This window comes from Microbacterium oxydans (assembly GCF_026559675.1).
GTDB classification, from domain to species: domain Bacteria; phylum Actinomycetota; class Actinomycetes; order Actinomycetales; family Microbacteriaceae; genus Microbacterium; species Microbacterium oxydans_D.
The window spans coordinates 1,158,748-1,175,366 of sequence record NZ_CP092891.1 but is presented as its reverse complement, the minus strand read 5'-3'; the positions used below and the strand labels follow the sequence as shown (position 1 = coordinate 1,175,366).

The 16,619-nt window shown below is 69.5% G+C and carries 13 protein-coding genes; 8 read left to right on the top strand and 5 right to left on the bottom strand.

All coding sequences use genetic code 11. The annotated features are described in order from the left end of the window. Positions 1-6: 6 nt before the first annotated feature. Positions 7-993 carry a LacI family DNA-binding transcriptional regulator gene (locus MME74_RS05580; RefSeq protein WP_267418520.1) on the bottom strand — a complete coding sequence of 329 codons (987 nt, stop codon included), beginning with the start codon at positions 991-993 and terminating at the stop codon, positions 7-9. A 159-nt stretch (positions 994-1,152) separates the two neighbouring features. Between MME74_RS05580 and MME74_RS05575 the strand changes: the two genes are divergently transcribed. From MME74_RS05575 to MME74_RS05560, 4 genes are all read left to right on the top strand, one after another. Continuing rightward, the gene (locus MME74_RS05575) at positions 1,153-2,070 is read left to right on the top strand and encodes a carbohydrate ABC transporter permease (protein WP_267417734.1); all 918 of its coding nucleotides are present in this window, start codon (positions 1,153-1,155) and stop codon (positions 2,068-2,070) included. A 46-nt stretch (positions 2,071-2,116) separates the two neighbouring features. After that, positions 2,117-2,962, top strand: a complete 846-nt coding sequence (locus MME74_RS05570; protein ID WP_324170134.1) for a carbohydrate ABC transporter permease — start codon at positions 2,117-2,119, stop codon at positions 2,960-2,962. 67 nt (positions 2,963-3,029) lie between these two features. Then, positions 3,030-4,391 carry an ABC transporter substrate-binding protein gene (locus tag MME74_RS05565; RefSeq protein ID WP_267417732.1) on the top strand — a complete coding sequence of 454 codons (1,362 nt, stop codon included), beginning with the start codon at positions 3,030-3,032 and terminating at the stop codon, positions 4,389-4,391. A gap of 73 nt (positions 4,392-4,464) precedes the next feature. Next, positions 4,465-6,261 carry a glycoside hydrolase family 35 protein gene (locus MME74_RS05560; protein ID WP_267417731.1) on the top strand — a complete coding sequence of 599 codons (1,797 nt, stop codon included), beginning with the start codon at positions 4,465-4,467 and terminating at the stop codon, positions 6,259-6,261. 25 nt (positions 6,262-6,286) lie between these two features. On the opposite strand, the gene MME74_RS05555 is transcribed toward MME74_RS05560, so the two are convergent. Beyond that, positions 6,287-6,784: a metallophosphoesterase family protein gene (locus MME74_RS05555; RefSeq protein WP_267417730.1), complete on the bottom strand. Its 498-nt coding sequence runs from the start codon at positions 6,782-6,784 to the stop codon at positions 6,287-6,289. A 149-nt stretch (positions 6,785-6,933) separates the two neighbouring features. Here MME74_RS05555 and MME74_RS05550 point away from each other — a divergent pair, with 149 nt between their 5' ends. From MME74_RS05550 to MME74_RS05540, 3 genes are all read left to right on the top strand, one after another. Further along, entirely contained in the window at positions 6,934-8,394 is a 1,461-nt protein-coding gene (locus MME74_RS05550; RefSeq protein ID WP_267417729.1) for an MFS transporter, read from the top strand. Between the two features lie 154 nt (positions 8,395-8,548). Continuing rightward, complete coding sequence (locus MME74_RS05545; RefSeq protein WP_267417728.1) at positions 8,549-8,755, top strand: AsnC family protein; 207 nt, start codon at positions 8,549-8,551, stop codon at positions 8,753-8,755. A gap of 77 nt (positions 8,756-8,832) precedes the next feature. After that, complete coding sequence (locus MME74_RS05540) at positions 8,833-10,719, top strand: ABC transporter ATP-binding protein (protein ID WP_267417727.1); 1,887 nt, start codon at positions 8,833-8,835, stop codon at positions 10,717-10,719. 4 nt (positions 10,720-10,723) lie between these two features. Here MME74_RS05540 and MME74_RS05535 read toward each other — a convergent pair whose 3' ends face one another. Beyond that, positions 10,724-11,854, bottom strand: a complete 1,131-nt coding sequence (locus tag MME74_RS05535; protein ID WP_267417726.1) for a DUF4232 domain-containing protein — start codon at positions 11,852-11,854, stop codon at positions 10,724-10,726. Between the two features lie 209 nt (positions 11,855-12,063). Then, positions 12,064-13,926: a phosphoenolpyruvate carboxykinase (GTP) gene (locus tag MME74_RS05530; protein WP_267417725.1), complete on the bottom strand. Its 1,863-nt coding sequence runs from the start codon at positions 13,924-13,926 to the stop codon at positions 12,064-12,066. A 112-nt stretch (positions 13,927-14,038) separates the two neighbouring features. Here MME74_RS05530 and MME74_RS05525 point away from each other — a divergent pair, with 112 nt between their 5' ends. After that, a complete protein-coding gene (locus MME74_RS05525; RefSeq protein ID WP_267417724.1) occupies positions 14,039-15,481 on the top strand; it encodes a helix-turn-helix transcriptional regulator in 1,443 nt (480 codons plus the stop codon). A 58-nt stretch (positions 15,482-15,539) separates the two neighbouring features. Here the strand turns inward: MME74_RS05525 and MME74_RS05520 are convergent, their stop codons facing one another. Then, positions 15,540-16,586 (bottom strand): winged helix DNA-binding domain-containing protein, encoded by a 1,047-nt coding sequence (locus MME74_RS05520; RefSeq protein ID WP_267417723.1) that lies wholly within the window; start codon positions 16,584-16,586, stop codon positions 15,540-15,542. Positions 16,587-16,619 lie beyond the last annotated feature (33 nt).

Here is a 16,619-nt window from a genome sequence, read left to right as displayed (position 1 = left end):
AGCGGCTCAGCGCTTCCGCGGTGCCGCTGTGCTCTCCCGCACGATGAGCTCGGTGCCGACGAGCGGCGTCTGCTGACGCTCGACCCCGTCGAGCTCGGCCAGCAGCGCGTCCACGGCGAGCGCACCGACCCGCTCCGGATGCTGCTGGATCGTCGTCAGCGGCGGCCACAGCTGGGCGGCGTCCGGCAGTCCGTCGAATCCGACGATGCTGACGTCTGCGGGCACATCGCGGCCGATCTCGTGGAAGGCCCGCAGCACGCCGATCGCCATCTGGTCGTTCGCGGCGAACACGGCGGTGACGTCGTCGAGCCCGCGCAGTTCGACACCGGCCGCATAGCCGGATGCCGCGGTCCAGTCTCCCGACAGCGGTTCCGGCACGGCCCGCCCGTGCTTCTCGAGCGTCTCCCGCCAGGCTTCGCGACGACGCTCGGCGGAGTAGGAGCGTGCGGGACCGGTGACATGCCACACCGTGTCGTGGCCCAGATCGAGAAGGTGCTCGGTCGCGAGCCGCGCGCCCTGCGCCTGGTCGGTGTCGACGAACGGGTGGGTCTCGCCGCGGTTCGAGTCGACGAACACCACGGGCAGCGCCTCGGGGATCTCGATGTCGGCTTCGTCGAGCTGATGCGCCTCGATCACGATGATGATGCCGTCGACCGCGTGCTCCTCCAGCCGACGGAAGGCGCCGGCGACGGTCTCGCCCGCGCTCGACTCCACCGGGATGAGGGTGAGGGCGTAGCCGAGCTGGGCGGCGCGCACCGCGATCGCATCGAGCGTGCGCTGGTTGCCGTAGGAGCTGAACGAGAACATCACGACGCCGATCGTGCGGAAGCGCCCTGACCGCAGCGCGCGGGCAGCGCTGTTGGGGCGGTACCCGAGGCTGTGCATCGCGGCCTCGACGCGCTCGCGGGTGGCGGCGCCGACATATCCCCGGGCGTTCACGACACGGGAGACGGTCTGTCCGGAGACCCCGGCTGCGCGGGCGACGTCTTCCATGGAGGGCTCACGACGACGCGGTGACGTCTCGGTCGGATGCTCTGGGGTCACGATCACCCATCCCCTCATATGTTGACGTTGACACACTACCAGTCCATCCAATATGTTGACGTTGACACACGGCGCACGGTGCGCCCGGATCGTAAGAAGGACTCGTCGATGACGACTGAAATCCCCGCAGCCCTGGGCGCCCCCGGCGTCCGGCGCCGCGACAAGCGCGACTGGAAGGGCTGGGCCTTCGTCGGCCCGTTCATGGTCGTGTTCGCCCTGGTGTTCCTCACGCCCCTCGCCTATGCGCTGTACCTGAGCTTCTTCCAGGAGAAGCTCATCGGCGGCACCGCGTTCGTCGGCGTGGACAACTACGTCCGCGCCCTCACCGACCCGCAGTTCTGGGAGGCGTTCGGCCGCGTGCTGATCTTCCTCGTCGTGCAGGTGCCGATCATGCTGCTGCTCGCGCTCGGCGCCGCTCTCGCCCTCGACAGCGCACGTCTGCGGGGAGCGTCCTTCTTCCGCATCCTGATCTTCCTGCCCTATGCCGTCCCCGCCGTCGTCGCGGTGCTCATGTGGGGCTACATCTACGGCGACCAGTTCGGCCTCACGAGCAACATCAACGACTTCCTCGGGGTCGATGCGATCACGCCGTTCGCGAAGGAGTGGATGCTCCTCTCGATCGGCAACATCGTCACGTGGGAGTTCGTCGGCTACAACATGCTGATCTTCTACTCCTCGCTGAAGACCATCCCGACGGAGATGTACGAGGCCGCGTCACTGGACGGCGCCGGAGCGTGGCGCACGATCTTCTCGATCAAGATCCCGTCGGTGCGCGGAGCCCTCGTCATCGCGACGATCTTCTCGATCATCGGCAGCTTCCAGCTCTTCAACGAGCCCAACATCCTGCGCCCGCTGGCACCGAACGTGATCACGACGTTCTTCACCCCGAACATGTACGCGTACAACCTGTCGTTCGCCGGGCAGCAGTTCAACTACGCCGCGACCATCGCCATCATCATGGGCGTCATCACCGCGGTCATCGCCTACGTCGTGCAGCTGCGCGGCTCGAAGTCGGAGGTGCGCTGACATGGCACTCCCCCTCGCCCGCCCCTCGCGCCGACGCCACGACCCGATGAACCCCCGCAAATCGAACACGCTGCTGATCGTCATGATCGTGTACGCGCTGTACACGCTCGTCCCGCTGGTCTGGCTGCTGTTCAGCTCCACCAAGACGCAGGCAGGCCTGTTCAGCTCGTTCGGCCTCTGGTTCGCCGACGACTTCGCGTTCTTCGACAACCTCATCGCCACGTTCTCGTACCGCGACGGCATCTTCCTGCGCTGGCTCGGCAACACCCTCCTGTACGTCGTCGTGGCCGCCGGAGGGGCGACGCTGCTCGCCACCATGGCCGGCTACGGACTCGCGAAGTTCCGCTTCCCGGGGCGTCGCGCGGTGTTCGCGGTCGTCCTCGGCGCGGTGGCCGTGCCCGGAACCGCCCTCGCGGTGCCGACCTTCCTCCTGTTCAGCGAGCTCGGTCTGACCAACACCCCGTGGGCGGTGATCATCCCGTCCCTCATCAGCCCGTTCGGTCTGTACCTGATCTGGGTGTTCGCCTCCGAATCAGTGCCGACCGAGCTGCTCGAAGCCGCGCGCATCGACGGCGCCGGCGAGTTCCGCACGTTCTTCACGATCTCGATGCGCCTGCTGGCTCCCGGCATCGTGACGGTCGCGCTGTTCACGGTCGTCGCCACCTGGAACAACTACTTCCTGCCCCTCATCATGCTCTCCGACCCCGCCTGGTATCCCCTCACCGTGGGGCTCAACCAGTGGAGCGCCCAGGCCATCGGCGCGGGGTCGCAGCCGATCTACAACCTCGTGATCATGGGCTCGCTCCTCACGATCATCCCGATCGTCATCGCCTTCCTGCTGCTGCAGCGCTTCTGGCAGTCAGGTCTCACCGCGGGAAGCGTCAAGCAGTAGCTCCCCGCACCCTCTGCATCACCACCGCGGCCCGACGACGGTCCGCACCTCCCGAAAGGACACAGCAATGAAGCACCTTCCCTCTCCGACGCGGCGCACCCTCGCGGTGCTCGCCGCAGGAACCGTGGCGGCCATCGCCCTGGCCGGATGCAGCACCGGCGGCACCACCGACGCCGGCGACGGCGGCAGCGCGGGCGCAGGATCCTTCGACTCCGTCGAGGCCGCGCTCGAGAAGGGCGGCGAGATCACGTACTGGTCGTGGACGCCGTCCGCCGAGGCCCAGGTCGCGGCGTTCCAGAAGGAGTACCCGAAAGTCAAGGTCAACCTCGTCAACGCCGGCACGAACAACGAGGAGTACACCAAGCTGCAGAACGCCATCAAGGCGGGCTCCGGCGCTCCGGACGTCGTGCAGATCGAGTACTACGCGTTCCCGCAGTTCGCGCTGACCGACGCCTTCGCCGACCTGGCCCCCTACGGGTTCGCCGACTTCGAGGACGACTACACCGCCTCCACCTGGAACTCGGTCACGAACGGCGATGCGATCTACGGTCTGCCGCAGGACTCGGGCCCGATGGCACTGTTCTACAACAAGGCCGTCTTCGACGCCGCCGGCGTCGACGTGCCCACCACCTGGGACGAGTACTACGAGGCCGCCAAGGCGATCCACGCGGCGAACCCGGACGCGTACATCACCAACGACACCGGCGACGCGGGCTTCGCGACGTCGATGATCTGGCAGGCCGGCGGGAAGCCGTTCGAGACCTCGGGCACCGACGTCACGATCGACCTGCAGGACGCCGGCTCGAAGAAGTGGACCGAGAACTGGAACCGCCTCGTCGAGGAGGACCTGATCGCGCCCTACGGCAGCTGGAGCGACGAGTGGTTCCGCGGCCTCGGCGACGGCAGCCTCGCCAGCCTCGTGATCGGCGCGTGGATGCCCGGCAACCTCATCTCCGGCGCCCCCGACGGCGCCGGCGACTGGCGCGTCGCGCCGATGCCGACCTACGACGGGACCCCGGCGAGCGCCGAGAACGGCGGCGGCGGCCAGGCCGTGACGAAGCAGAGCAAGAACCCCGAGCTGGCGGCGGGCTTCCTGTGGTGGCTGAACAACTCCGAGGAGAGCATCTCGGTCTTCCTCGAGTCCGGCGGCTTCCCCTCCACGACTGCCGAGCTGTCGAGCGAGGAGTTCCTCGCCGACGCCCCGGAGTACTTCGGTGGCCAGAAGATCAACGAGGTCCTCGCGGCCGCGGCGGACGACGTGGTCGAGGGCTGGAGCTACCTGCCCTACCAGGTCTACGCGAACAGCATCTTCGGCGACACCGTCGGCCAGTCGTACCAGAACGGCACGGACCTGAACGAGGGTCTCACCGCCTGGCAGGACGCGCTGGTCGAGTACGGCAACGCGCAGGGCTTCACCGTCAACAAGTAACACCCGCGGCCGAGCCGGCCCCGACCTCGCGTCGGGGCCGGCTTCGCCCGCCTCATCGAAAGCGCCACGACACGTGACCACCTTCTCCCTCGGCGACACCGACTTCCTCCGCGACGGACAGCCCCACCGGGTGATCTCCGGCGCCATCCACTACTTCCGCGTGCACCCGGAGCAGTGGCAGGACCGCATCCGCAAGGCCCGGCTGATGGGGCTGAACACGATCGAGACGTACGTCGCCTGGAACGCGCACGAGCCCCGCCGCGGGGAGTGGGATGCGAGCGGATGGAACGACCTCGGGCGTTTCCTCGACCTCGTGCATGCCGAGGGCCTGGACGCGATCGTGCGCCCCGGACCCTACATCTGCGCCGAGTGGCACAACGGAGGGCTGCCCGTCTGGCTCACCGGCAGCGTCGACGAGCTGCGGTCCTCTGCACCGGCCTTCCTCACCGAGGTGAGCGCCTATCTGCGCCGGGTGTACGACATCGTCGCGCCGCGGCAGGTCGATCGGGGCGGCCCCGTCGTGCTCGTGCAGATCGAGAACGAGTACGGCGCGTACGGTTCCGACACGGCGTACCTCGAGGCCCTGGTCGCCGTCACCCGCGATGCCGGGATCACCGTGCCGCTGACGACCGTGGATCAGCCCCTCGACCGGATGCTGAGCGACGGCAGCCTCCCCGAGCTGCACAAGACCGGCTCCTTCGGGTCGCGCAGCGCCGAGCGCCTGGCGACGCTGCGCCGACACCAGCCGACGGGACCCCTGATGTGCTCCGAGTTCTGGGACGGCTGGTTCGACTGGTGGGGCGGGGTCCATCACACGACCGATGTCGCCGCAGCGGCCGCCGACCTCGATGCGCTCCTGTCCGCCGGAGCCTCGGTCAACATCTACATGTTCCACGGCGGCACGAACTTCGGCCTGACGAACGGTGCGAACGACAAGGGCCGCTATCTGCCCCTGGTCACCTCCTACGACTACGACGCTCCGCTCGACGAGGCCGGGGAGCCCACGGAGAAGTTCTTCGCCTTCCGCGACGTGATCGCGAAGTACGCTCCGGTGCCCGACGAGGTTCCCCGCAGGTTGTCTCCCGCACCGGCCTTCCGCGCTCCGCTCACCCCGACCGGGCCCTGGGCCGACGCGGCCGCCCCCGCCTCCGCATCCGCATCCGCATCCCTCACGGAGCAGCCGCAGACCTTCGACGCCCTCGGACACCTGAGCGCGCTCGTGCGCTACGACATCGACCTCCCGCACGGCGACGGCGGTCTGCTGGTCATCGACGAGGTGCGCGACCTCGGCTGGGTGAGCGTCGACGGCGTGGCGGTCGGCACGTTCTCCCGCACCCGGCACGACCGCGCGCTGCGCATCCCGGCCGGACGCACCCTCCGCATCCTCGTCGAGGACCAGGGGCGGGTGAACTACGACCACCGGCTCGGCGAGGAGAAGGGACTGATCGGCGAGGTGTCGCTCGACGGCGCACCGCTGCACGGGTGGCGCTCGACGCCGCTGGACGTCGCCGCCATCGCGGCTGCGTTCGCGTCGGAGTCCGCGTCGGGAATCGGCGCAGAGGTCGGCGCAGGGATCGGCACCGCGACCGAGACCGTGGCGACCGGGCCCACGGCCTGGACCGCCGAGTTCCGTCTCGATGACCCTGCCGGTCTCTTCCTCGACACCGCGGCCTGGGGCAAGGGCTACGCCTTCGTGAACGGCTTCTTCCTCGGGCGCTACTGGCGGAACGGCCCGCAGCGCACGCTCCACGTTCCCGCACCCGCCACGAAGGCCGGTTCCAACCGTCTCGTCGTGCTGGAGCTCGAGCAGCTCGTGGAGCCGGTGGCGGCGTTCGTCGGATCCTCCGCGCTCGGCGACACGGAGGAGTGAGGGCCGACCGGGCGCCGGGCCGCGGTCAGGGCAGCGGCACGAGCGTCGCGTCCACCGCGGTTCCGTCGATCTCGACCCACATCAGGGTGCAGACGGGCTGTCGGCGCCGATCGGTCGGTGATCCCGGGTTCAGCAGCCGCATCCCCCGGGGCGACACCGTGTCCCACGGGATGTGCGAATGTCCGAACACGAGCAGATCCACGCCGGGGTGAACCTGATCCATCCGCTCCTCGCGCTGCCGGGACGGCCCGGTCTCGTGCACGACGGCGATGTCGACGCTCTCCACCCGGAACCGGGCGACCTCGGGGAGCCGCGCCCGCAGCTCCGGTCCGTCGTTGTTGCCCCACACCCCGTGCAGCACCCGCGCCCGGGCTTCGAGCAGGTCGAGGGTGGCCGCGTCCACCCAATCCCCCGCATGCACGACGACGTCGGCCTCCTCGACCGCGCGCAGCACGGCGTCCGGAAGCCGTCGCGCCCGCTTCGGCACGTGGGTGTCCGCCAGGAGCAGCATCCTCGTCGTCATCGTGTGATTCCCGCCTTCCGCCTGCCTCCGACTCTACGCACCGCCCCGAATGCACCGACGACCGGCGTCATGCGCACACAGCGAACACTCAGGAAGGCGTAAACTCACCCGAGTCCCTTGGTATACCAGGGACTGATCGGAGGAGATCCATGAGTACTGCCACTGCGCCGGCGAACCCTCGTTCGCGCGTCATCACCGCGAGCCTCGTCGGCACGACGATCGAGTTCTACGACTTCTACGCGTATGCGACAGCGGCCGTCCTCGTGTTCCCGGTGCTGTTCTTCCCCACCGGGAACGACACCACGTCTCTCCTCTCCTCGTTCGCGGTGTTCGGTGCCGCGATGGTCGCCCGCCCCATCGGCGCCGTGGTCTTCGGCCACTTCGGCGACAAGTTCGGCCGGAAGGCCACACTCGTGGCGTCGCTGCTCACGATGGGCATCGCGACGTTCGTGATCGGTCTGCTGCCGACGTTCCAGGACATCGGCTGGTGGGCGGCGCTGCTGCTGCTGATCCTCCGCCTCGCGCAGGGCTTCGCGCTCGGCGGCGAGTGGTCGGGCGCTGCGTTGGTCGCCACCGAGAACGCCCCGAAGGGCAAGCGCGCCTGGTACGGCACCTTCCCGCAGCTGGGCGCGCCGCTCGGCTTCATCATCGCGAACTTCCTCTTCCTCGCGATCAACTGGCTCCTGCCGCACGCCGAGAACCCGGTCCTGAAGTCCGAGGCCTTCCTGTCGTGGGGCTGGCGCATCCCGTTCCTGTTCTCCGCCGTGATGGTCATCATCGGGCTGTGGGTGCGGCTCAAGCTCGTCGAATCCGACACCTTCAAGAAGGCCGAGACGAAGGGCGCGATCCGCAAACTGCCCCTGGCGACCGTCTTCCGGTACCACTGGAAGCAGCTCATCCTCGGCACGTTCATCATGCTGGCGACGTATGTGCTGTTCTACCTGATGACGAACTTCACCCTCGCGTACGGCACCAAGCCGGACTCCCTGGCCACGGCCTCCGCCGCCGCGAAGGCCGCTGCCGAGGCGACGGGCGCCGACTTCGATCCGGTCAAGTTCGCGGCCCAGTTCTACCCCGGTCTCGGCTTCGGCTACACCGACTTCGTGCTGATGCAGATCATCGGCGTGGTGTTCTTCGGCATCTTCACGCTGCTCTCCGGTCCGATCGCCGACGCCGTGGGACGCCGCAAGCTCCTGCTGTGGGTCACCGGCGCGATCATCGTGTTCGGCTTCACGTTCAACACCTTCCTCCTGCCCGCGGTCGACCCGAAGTTCACGGGGGCTCTCACGCAGGCGTTCCTGGTGCTCGGGTTCATGCTGATGGGGGCGACGTTCGGTCCGATGGGCGCCCTGCTGCCCGAGCTGTTCCCCACGAACGTGCGCTACACGGGGTCGGCGATCGCCTACAACGTGTCGTCGATCCTCGGTGCGGCCGTCGCGCCGCTGATCGCCCTGAAGCTGTGGGAGGCGGCGGGCGGCGCCCCGTGGCTGGTGGGCCTGTACCTGTCGGCGATGGGCGTGCTCACCTTCATCGCGCTGATCTTCAGCCCCGAGACGAAGGACCATGACTACGACGACGACCTCGGTGTCGCGGCGGCCGTCGAGCTGTAGCCTCTCGGCACACGCATCGCTCCAGGGCACTCCAGGGCACCCCGTCTGCGGACGGGGTGCCCTTCTGCGATCCGGTCAGCCGTCGCCGATCGCATCGTCAACAGATATTGACAACGCGCCCGTCGTCAACGAGTATTGACGACGGAGGTGCATCATGACTTTTCCCACCGCGATCGCACAGGACGACGGAAGCGAGCCCCTGGCCGCGCTGCACCGGCTCGCCGAGCTGCGCACCGAGGTCGCCCGCGCCGAAGAGGCGAACGTGCGTCGTGCGCGCAACCTCGGATACTCGTGGCAGGCGATCGCGAGTGCGCTCGGCGTGAGCAAGCAGGCGGCGCACCGCCGGTTCGGCCGCTCCTGACCGGCATACAGCCTCTCCATAGGATTCGCCCGCGAACGAAGTACGGTCGAAGTACCATCTCCAGATCGAGGTCCCGCATGTCCGGTTCGGCGACAGCACGCCGCCGCGGACGTGGCGCACAGCCCGAAGGCCCGCGCGCCACCTTCCGCCAGCTCCTCCCCTTCCTCTTCGAACACAAGCGCACCCTGATCGTGGTCGCGGTGCTCAGCATCGTCGGCGCCGCGACATCGCTCGTGCAACCGCTGCTCGTCGGCCAGGTCATCGAGGCGGTGCAGTCCGACACCGGCATCGGCATACTCGTCTGGCTCCTGGTCGGCTTCGTGATCGTGTCGTCGATCATCTCCGGCTTCCAGCACTATCTGCTGCAGCGCACGGGCACCGCGGTGGTCTACTCGAGCCGTCGCCAGCTCATCGCCCGCATCCTGCACCTGCCCACGTCGGAGTTCGACGCCCGCCGCACCGGCGACCTCGTCTCCCGCGTCGGCACGGACACGACGCTGCTCTATGCCGTGCTCACCCAGGGCCTCGCGGATGCCGTCGGCAGCGCGGTCCTGTTCATCGGTGCGCTCATCGCGATGCTGCTGATCGACCCCGTCCTGCTGCTGCTCATCGTGGTCGTCATCGGCATCTCGGTCGCGGTCGTCGTGCTGCTGAGCGGGCGGATCCGCACCGCCTCGACCGCACAGCAGGAGAAGGTCGGCGAGCTGGCGTCCGGCGTGGAGCGGGCCGTCGGCTCGATCCGCACGATCCGCGCCTCCGGTGCGACCGAGCGCGAGACGACCGCCGTATCCGGGCTCGCCTCGGACGCCTACGGCATCGGCGTGCGCATCGCCAAGATCTCCTCGCTCGTCGTGCCCGTCTCCGGCATCGCGCTGCAGCTCTCGCTGCTCGTGGTCCTGGGCGTGGGCGGGTTCCGCGTGGCCGCCGGCGCGATCACGATCGCCGCGCTGATCTCGTTCATCATGTTCCTCTTCCTCCTCGTGATGCCGCTGGCCACCACGTTCGGCGCGATCACCTCTGTGAACCAGGCCCTCGGCGCGCTCGGGCGCATCCAGGAGGTGCTCGACCTGCCGACCGAGTCGCAGGACGATGAGGCGATCGCCGCCGCGCTCCCCCGCGAGACCGCCGCGCCGGACGCCCCCGCCATCGAGTTCCGCGACGTGCACTTCCGCTACCCGGAGAACGTCGTCGCCGCCCGCAAGGCCGCCGCCCAGGCCGCGCGGACCCTGCTCGCCGACGCGCACCTGGAGTCGGCCGAGGATTCCTCACCCGCCGTGCAGGACCACGAGGTGCTGCGTGGCGTCTCGTTCGCCGTGCCCTGCGGCGCCCGGGTGGCGCTGGTCGGGCCGAGCGGTGCGGGCAAGAGCACGATCCTGTCGCTGATCGAGCGCTTCTACGATCCGACCGGAGGGTCGATCCGACTGCACGGACACGACGCGCGCACCTATCCGCGCGATGACCTCCGCGCCAACTTCGGCTACGTCGAGCAGGACGCCCCGACGCTGGCCGGCACGCTCGCGGAGAACCTGCGACTCGCCTCTCCCGATGCCTCGGATGCCGACTGCGAGCGCGTGCTGCGCGCGGTCAACCTCGGCGACGTGCTCGAGCGCAACCCGCTCGGCATCGAAGCGCCCGTCGGCGAGGACGGCGTGATGCTGTCCGGCGGAGAGCGTCAGCGTCTCGCGATCGCGCGCGCCCTGCTCACCGATGCTCCGATCCTGCTCCTCGACGAGTCGACCTCGTCGCTCGACGGGGTGAACGAGCAGCGGATGCGCGAGGCCATCGACGCGGTCTCCACCGACCGGACGCTCATCGTGATCGCGCACCGTCTCTCGACCGTCGTCGACAGCGACCTGATCGTGGTGCTGCAGGACGGCACCGTGGTGGGTCAGGGCACGCACGCGGAGCTCGTGGAGTCGACGCCGCTGTACCGCGACCTCGCCCGGCACCAGCTGCTCACCTGAGCCGTCAGCCGGCGGGCGGAACCGCCGTCTGCCACGCCGTGACGTTCACGGTGGCCCCGGAGATGATGTCCAGCGGCATCGCCCACGAGAGCCGGTCCTCCCCCGGGAGCACCGCGATCCACAGGGTGCTGGCGGCCAGCTGTCCGTTCACCGAGTTCGCGTCCCACCCGATCACCGCCGAGGCCGACTCCCCCGGCTGGAGGGTGATCGGCGAGGGGCCAGGGTCCTGCGCCATGAAGGAGTCGCCGCGCTCGACGGTCACGTCGAGGAGGTGACCGTTCTGGTCCCCGTACGCGACGTCGGGATACCCCTCGATGGTGCACGGCTCCTCGGCCACGTTCACGAGTCCGAGCACCTGCCCGCGGTGCCCGGTCGCGCCATCCGGCGCCGGCGCCAGGATCGTCGTGTTCTCCGAGGTGCACGACCCTTCGGCCGCCGAGCCGTCGGAGGGCGCCGCGGTGGGCACCGGCTCACCGGGCGCGGAGGGATCCGGAACCGCTGCTCCGCCGGGATCGGCCTGCTCCTGCGCCGCCGCCTGCTCCTGGCGCAGCTGCTCCTGCCCGGCGTCGTGCCCGGCCTGAGCCGCGAAGGGAAGAAGAGCCAGCGCGACGGCCGCGACGACGGGCACGACGGCGACGCGCGCTCTCGACCCGGAGTCGCGTACGGGCGCCGAATCCGCGCCGCGCGACCGCCCTGCCCACATGCTCACGAGTGCCGGGATCCATCCGACGACGACCGCCCACCACGTCGTCTCCGCCGCGGCGCCCATGGTGCCGATGGCGCCACGGATCCCGTAGCTCGCCGCTCCGACGACGAAGCTTCCGAGGTCCAGGGCCGCACCGATGGCGAAGGCGGTCAGAATCGCGGCGAGCCAGCCCGCCGCGAAAACCGCACGTCCCGCGGAGAGACGAGAGACGAGCGTCGCGAACCCGGCGATCAGCACGGCCGCCATGAGCAGCTGCACGACGACGGCCCACAGCACCGGGCTTCCGAAGACACCGCGACCCATGGGCGTCGGAACGAAGTACGTCAGCGTCGCCAGGCTCCCGCCGGCCGCGGACAGCCAGTACGGCAGCCAGCCGAAGAAGAACCACAGCGCGGCGAGCACGCCCCCGCCGATCAGACCTTGCCGCATCGCATTTCCCCCGGAGAACAACTCCGCACAGGCGCGGGTACCACGACCCTAGCGCCGTGACGCGCTCACCCCGGGGATTGCGCGAACACGAAGGCGGGATGCCGGAGACCACTCAGCCATGGGTTCGTCTCTGACTTCCCGCCTTCGCGGGTTCGACGGGCATCGAGCCCGAAGGTGCCGGCTCCCCCGAACCGGCACCGGTCTGGGAGCTACACCTTCGCGAGGCGGTAGCGCAGCGAGGCCAGCTCGGCGCGCAGCGCCGCAGGGACCTTGTCGCCGAAGGTGTCGTAGAACGCCTCGGTCAGGTCGGCCTCGGTCTTCCATGCCTCCGCGTCGACGGAGAACAGCTCGTCGAGGTCGGCGGCGGGGATGTCGAGTCCGTCGAGGTTGAGGTCTTCCACACGCGGCAGGCGTCCGATCGGGCTGTCGACCGCCGGAACGTCTCCCGCGATGCGACGGATGATCCAGTCCACGACGCGCGAGTTGTCACCGAAGCCAGGCCACAGGAAGCGACCGTCGGCTCCGCGGCGGAACCAGTTCACCTGGAAGATGCGCGGCGCGCGGTCGAACCGCAGTCCTCGACCGACCTCGAGCCAGTGCCCGAAGTAGTCGGCCATGTTGTAGCCGCAGAACGGCAGCATCGCGAACGGGTCGCGGCGCAGCTCCCCGAGGGTGCCCTCGGCGGCGGCGGTCCGCTCGGACGAGATGTTCGAGCCGAGGAACACGCCGTGCGTCCAGTCGGTGGCCTCGACGACGAGCGGCACGTTGCTGGCACGACGTCCGCCGAACAGGATGACGTCGAGCGGCACGGCCTCTTCCCAGTCCTCGGAGATCTGCGGGCACTGCGCCGCCGACACCGTGAAGCGCGAGTTGGGGTGCGCGGCCGGTCGCCCGGAGTCGGGCGTCCAGTCGTTGCCCTCCCAGTCGATGAGGTTCGCGGGAGCCTGGTCGGTCAGACCCTCCCACCACACGTCGCCGTCCGGGCGGAGCGCCACGTTCGTGAAGATCGTGTTCCCCCACAGGGTCTCGACCGCCGTGACGTTGGTCGACTCACCGGTGCCCGGCGCGACGCCGAAGAAACCGGCCTCGGGGTTGATGGCCCACATGCGGCCGTCTTCACCCGGACGGATCCAGGCGATGTCGTCGCCGAGGGTCTCGACGCGCCAGCCGGGGATCGTCGGACGCAGCATGGCGAGGTTGGTCTTGCCGCACGCCGAGGGGAACGCCGCGGCGACGTGGTACGCCTTGCCCTGCGGGTCGATCACCCGGATGAGGAGCATGTGCTCGGCGAGCCAGCCCTCGTCACGGGCGATCACCGAGGCGATGCGCAGCGCGAAGCACTTCTTCGCGAGGATCGCGTTGCCGCCGTATCCCGAGCCGTAGGAGTAGACCTCGAGCGTCTCCGGGAAGTGGACGATGTACTTGTCGTCGTTGCACGGCCACTCGGCATCCTGCTCACCCGGAGCGAGCGGAGCGCCGACGGTGTGCACGGTCTTGACCCAGGGCGCGCCCTCGGCGATCTGGCGCGTGACGGCGTCGCCGACGCGGGTCATGATGCCGATCGAGGTGACCGCGTAGGCGCTGTCGGTGATCTGCACGCCGGTGTGCGAGAGGGGGCCGCCGACGCGCCCCATCGAGAACGGCACGACGTACATCGTGCGACCGCGCATCGAGCCCTCGAAGATCTCGTCCATCTTCCGGTGCATCTCGGCGGGAGCCGCCCAGTTGTTCGTGGGGCCGGCATCCTCTTCCCGCTCGGAGGCGATGAAGGTGCGCCCCTCCGTGCGGGCCACGTCGCTGGGGTGCGAGCGGGCGAGGTACGAGCCGGGACGCCACTCGGGGTTGAGCTTGATCAGCTTGCCCTCGTCGACGAGGCCGCGCAGCAGCCAGTCGTTCTCGGCGCGCGAGCCGTCGACCCAGTGCACGGAGTCGGGCTGGGTGAGCGCGCGGATCTCCTCGACCCACGCGGCCAGCTCGGCCATGGCGGGGGTGTCATACGTCGGAGCCGCACCGAACGTACGCGTCGCTGCGACGGGAGACGTGCGGGGGGTGAAGACTTCGGCGATGGCCATGACAGGTGCTCCTTTGAAGTGTGGGGCGTTGCACCTATCTTCTTCTGCTTCTCGGGGTACTTTCGGCCGAATCCGGCGGTAAGAAATTGGATTCTTTCGCTAGACTCAAGGAATGGCGTCCTCCGGCATCCACCTCACCACTCTCGGTCACCGCATCCGCCACCACCGGCTGGAGAACGGGTACACGCTCGACGAGCTCGGCGCCCTGGTCGGCGTCGCCGGCTCCCAGCTGAGCCTGATCGAGAACGGCAAGCGCGAACCCAAGCTCTCCCTGCTGCAGGCGATCGCGCACGCCACGAGCACCGAGGTGACCGACCTCATCTCCGGGGAGCCGCCGAACCGGCGTGCCGCTCTCGAGATCGAGCTCGAACGCGCCCAGGCGAGCCCGGTCTTCCGGCAGCTCGGCGTCGCACCGGTCCGCGTCACGAAGGGGATGAGCGACGAGACCATCGAGTCCGTCCTCGGGCTGCACCGCGAGCTCGAGCGTCGCGAGCGCGAGGCCATCGCCACGCCGGAGGAGGCACGGCGCGCGAACACCGAGCTGCGGCTGCGGATGCGCGCGCAGAACAACTACCTCCCCGAGATCGAGAAGCTCGCCGAGAAGCACCTCAAGGCGGCGGGGCACGTGCAGGGCGCGCTCACCCACCGCACCGTGAGCATCATGGCCGAGAAGCTCGGCTTCGAGCTGATCTACGTCAACGACCTCCCGCACTCCACCCGCTCGGTCACCGACCTCGAGAACGGACGCATCTACCTGCCGCCCGCCTCCATCCCCGGAGGCCACGGCCTGCGCTCGATGGCACTGCAGGCCATGGCGCACCGCTACCTCGGACACACGCCGCCGACCGACTACGCCGACTTCCTGCAGCAGCGCCTGGAGATCAACTACTTCGCCGCATGCTGTCTGATGCCGGAGACCGCGGCCGTCGCGTTCCTGCAGCAGGCCAAGAAGGACCGCAACCTCGCGGTCGAGGACTTCCGGGACGCGTTCGGCGTCACCCACGAGAGCGCGGGCATGCGGATGACGAACCTGCTCACCCAGCACCTCGGCATGTCGCTGCACTTCCTGCGCGTGGATGCGACGGGGGCGATCACCCGCGTGTACGAGAACGACGACCTGCCCCTGCCGATGGACGTCACCGGCGCCGTCGAGGGACAGCGGGTGTGCCGGAAGTTCCAGGCGCGGGCCGCGTTCACGCAGCAGAACCGCACCACGGAGCACCATCAGTACACCGACACGCCCTCCGGCACGTTCTGGTGCTCGACGCAGACGGGCTCATCCAGCGACGGGGAGTTCTCCGTCACCGTCGGCGTCCCGTTCGACGACGCGCGCTGGTGGCGCGGGCGCGAGACCGGCGACCGCGCCGTGTCGACCTGCCCGGACGAGTCGTGCTGCCGTCGCCCCTCCGCCGAGCTGACCGAGCGCTGGAACGGCCGCGCCTGGCCGAGCGCCCGCGTGCACACGCACATGTTCTCGCCGCTCCCCCGCGGTGCGTTCCCCGGCGTGGACGACAACGAGGTCTACAACTTCCTCGGACGTCACGCGAGCGAGTGACCCCCGCGGCTCACGGGCAGGCTGCTCACGGGCACGGTGCTCACGGAGTCGGGCATCGTCAGCCGTCGGAGAAGCGGGCGAACCGCGCGAGTGCTGCGGCCACAGCGGTCGGGTCCGTCGGTTCCTCGAACAGCTCGGGCGGCGCCTCCTGGGTCGCGACGGCATGCGACCACGTTCCGATGACACGCCCGCCCTCGACGATCGTGGGGCGCACCATCCCGTTCTTGCCGGGGCCGACGGCCGCCAGGTTCTCGGGTGCGCAGACGACCGTGCGGTCGGCATAGGAGATGTAGTACTCGTCGAACGCGCCGAGCGCGTGGACGGATGCGGCACCCGTCGCCCGTCGGGGCCGTGCGAGCGCGGCGAACAGTCCGTCGTCGAGCTCGTCGACACGTGCGGCCGCCCGGGCCGCCGCCTCGCGCGCCTGTCCGAGAGTGAGACCCGACCACCACGCGAAGTCGGCCACCCGCGCCGGTCCGTGTCCGTCGATGTAGCGCACGAACAGCTCTGCGAGCGGGTCGTCGGGCCGGCTGTGCTCGCCGATGTGCTCCTCGACGAGGACGAACCGCTGCTCCCGCGCGACACCCGCTCGGGCGACGACGGGTCCCTGGCAGATGAGGCCGTCGATCGTGAGGGTGAAGAGCAGGTGGAGGCCGCGCTGTCCCGACGGGTCGATGCCGATGCCCGAGAGGATCTCGAACACCTCGGCGCGGGTGCGCCCGCCGTCGCGCAGCGCCGGGGTGAGCACCCGGACGGTCGCCGCGACCATGTCGTCGTCGATGCCCAGCTGCCGGTGCCGCGAGGCCGCCTGCTGCCGCTGCCGTCCGGCGGTGACCTCCAGCACCCAGCCGAGGTCGCGCGCCGGCACGGTGTGCAGTGTTCCCCGCATGGTCCAGCCGCGGACGATGTCGCCGCGGTCGAACGCGCGATCGACGTCACGCAGTCGCACCGGGCCACGCGTGCGGACCGCGAGCGCCCACCGACCGGCCGTGAAGTCCTGGCTCTGCACCGCGAGCATGTGCTGAGCGGCATCCGCGACGGTCCGCGTCGGCGCGGTGAGGCGATGCGATCGGAGGCGCTCGGCGAGCAGGGTCGCGGTCTTCATGACCCCATCATGCCGGGCGCCACCGACGCTCCG

Excerpts from the sequence above, each read along its gene's own strand:
- MME74_RS05580 (WP_267418520.1), bottom strand. The coding sequence starts at position 993 with ATGGAAGACGTCGCCCGCGCAGCCGGGGTCTCCGGACAGACCGTCTCC.
- MME74_RS05575 (WP_267417734.1), top strand. The coding sequence starts at position 1,153 with ATGACGACTGAAATCCCCGCAGCCCTGGGCGCCCCCGGCGTCCGGCGC.
- MME74_RS05570 (WP_324170134.1), top strand. The coding sequence starts at position 2,117 with ATGAACCCCCGCAAATCGAACACGCTGCTGATCGTCATGATCGTGTAC.
- MME74_RS05565 (WP_267417732.1), top strand. The coding sequence starts at position 3,030 with ATGAAGCACCTTCCCTCTCCGACGCGGCGCACCCTCGCGGTGCTCGCC.
- MME74_RS05555 (WP_267417730.1), bottom strand. The coding sequence starts at position 6,784 with ATGACGACGAGGATGCTGCTCCTGGCGGACACCCACGTGCCGAAGCGG.
- MME74_RS05550 (WP_267417729.1), top strand. The coding sequence starts at position 6,934 with ATGAGTACTGCCACTGCGCCGGCGAACCCTCGTTCGCGCGTCATCACC.
- MME74_RS05545 (WP_267417728.1), top strand. The coding sequence starts at position 8,549 with ATGACTTTTCCCACCGCGATCGCACAGGACGACGGAAGCGAGCCCCTG.
- MME74_RS05540 (WP_267417727.1), top strand. The coding sequence starts at position 8,833 with ATGTCCGGTTCGGCGACAGCACGCCGCCGCGGACGTGGCGCACAGCCC.
- MME74_RS05535 (WP_267417726.1), bottom strand. The coding sequence starts at position 11,854 with ATGCGGCAAGGTCTGATCGGCGGGGGCGTGCTCGCCGCGCTGTGGTTC.
- MME74_RS05530 (WP_267417725.1), bottom strand. The coding sequence starts at position 13,926 with ATGGCCATCGCCGAAGTCTTCACCCCCCGCACGTCTCCCGTCGCAGCG.
- MME74_RS05525 (WP_267417724.1), top strand. The coding sequence starts at position 14,039 with ATGGCGTCCTCCGGCATCCACCTCACCACTCTCGGTCACCGCATCCGC.
- MME74_RS05520 (WP_267417723.1), bottom strand. The coding sequence starts at position 16,586 with ATGAAGACCGCGACCCTGCTCGCCGAGCGCCTCCGATCGCATCGCCTC.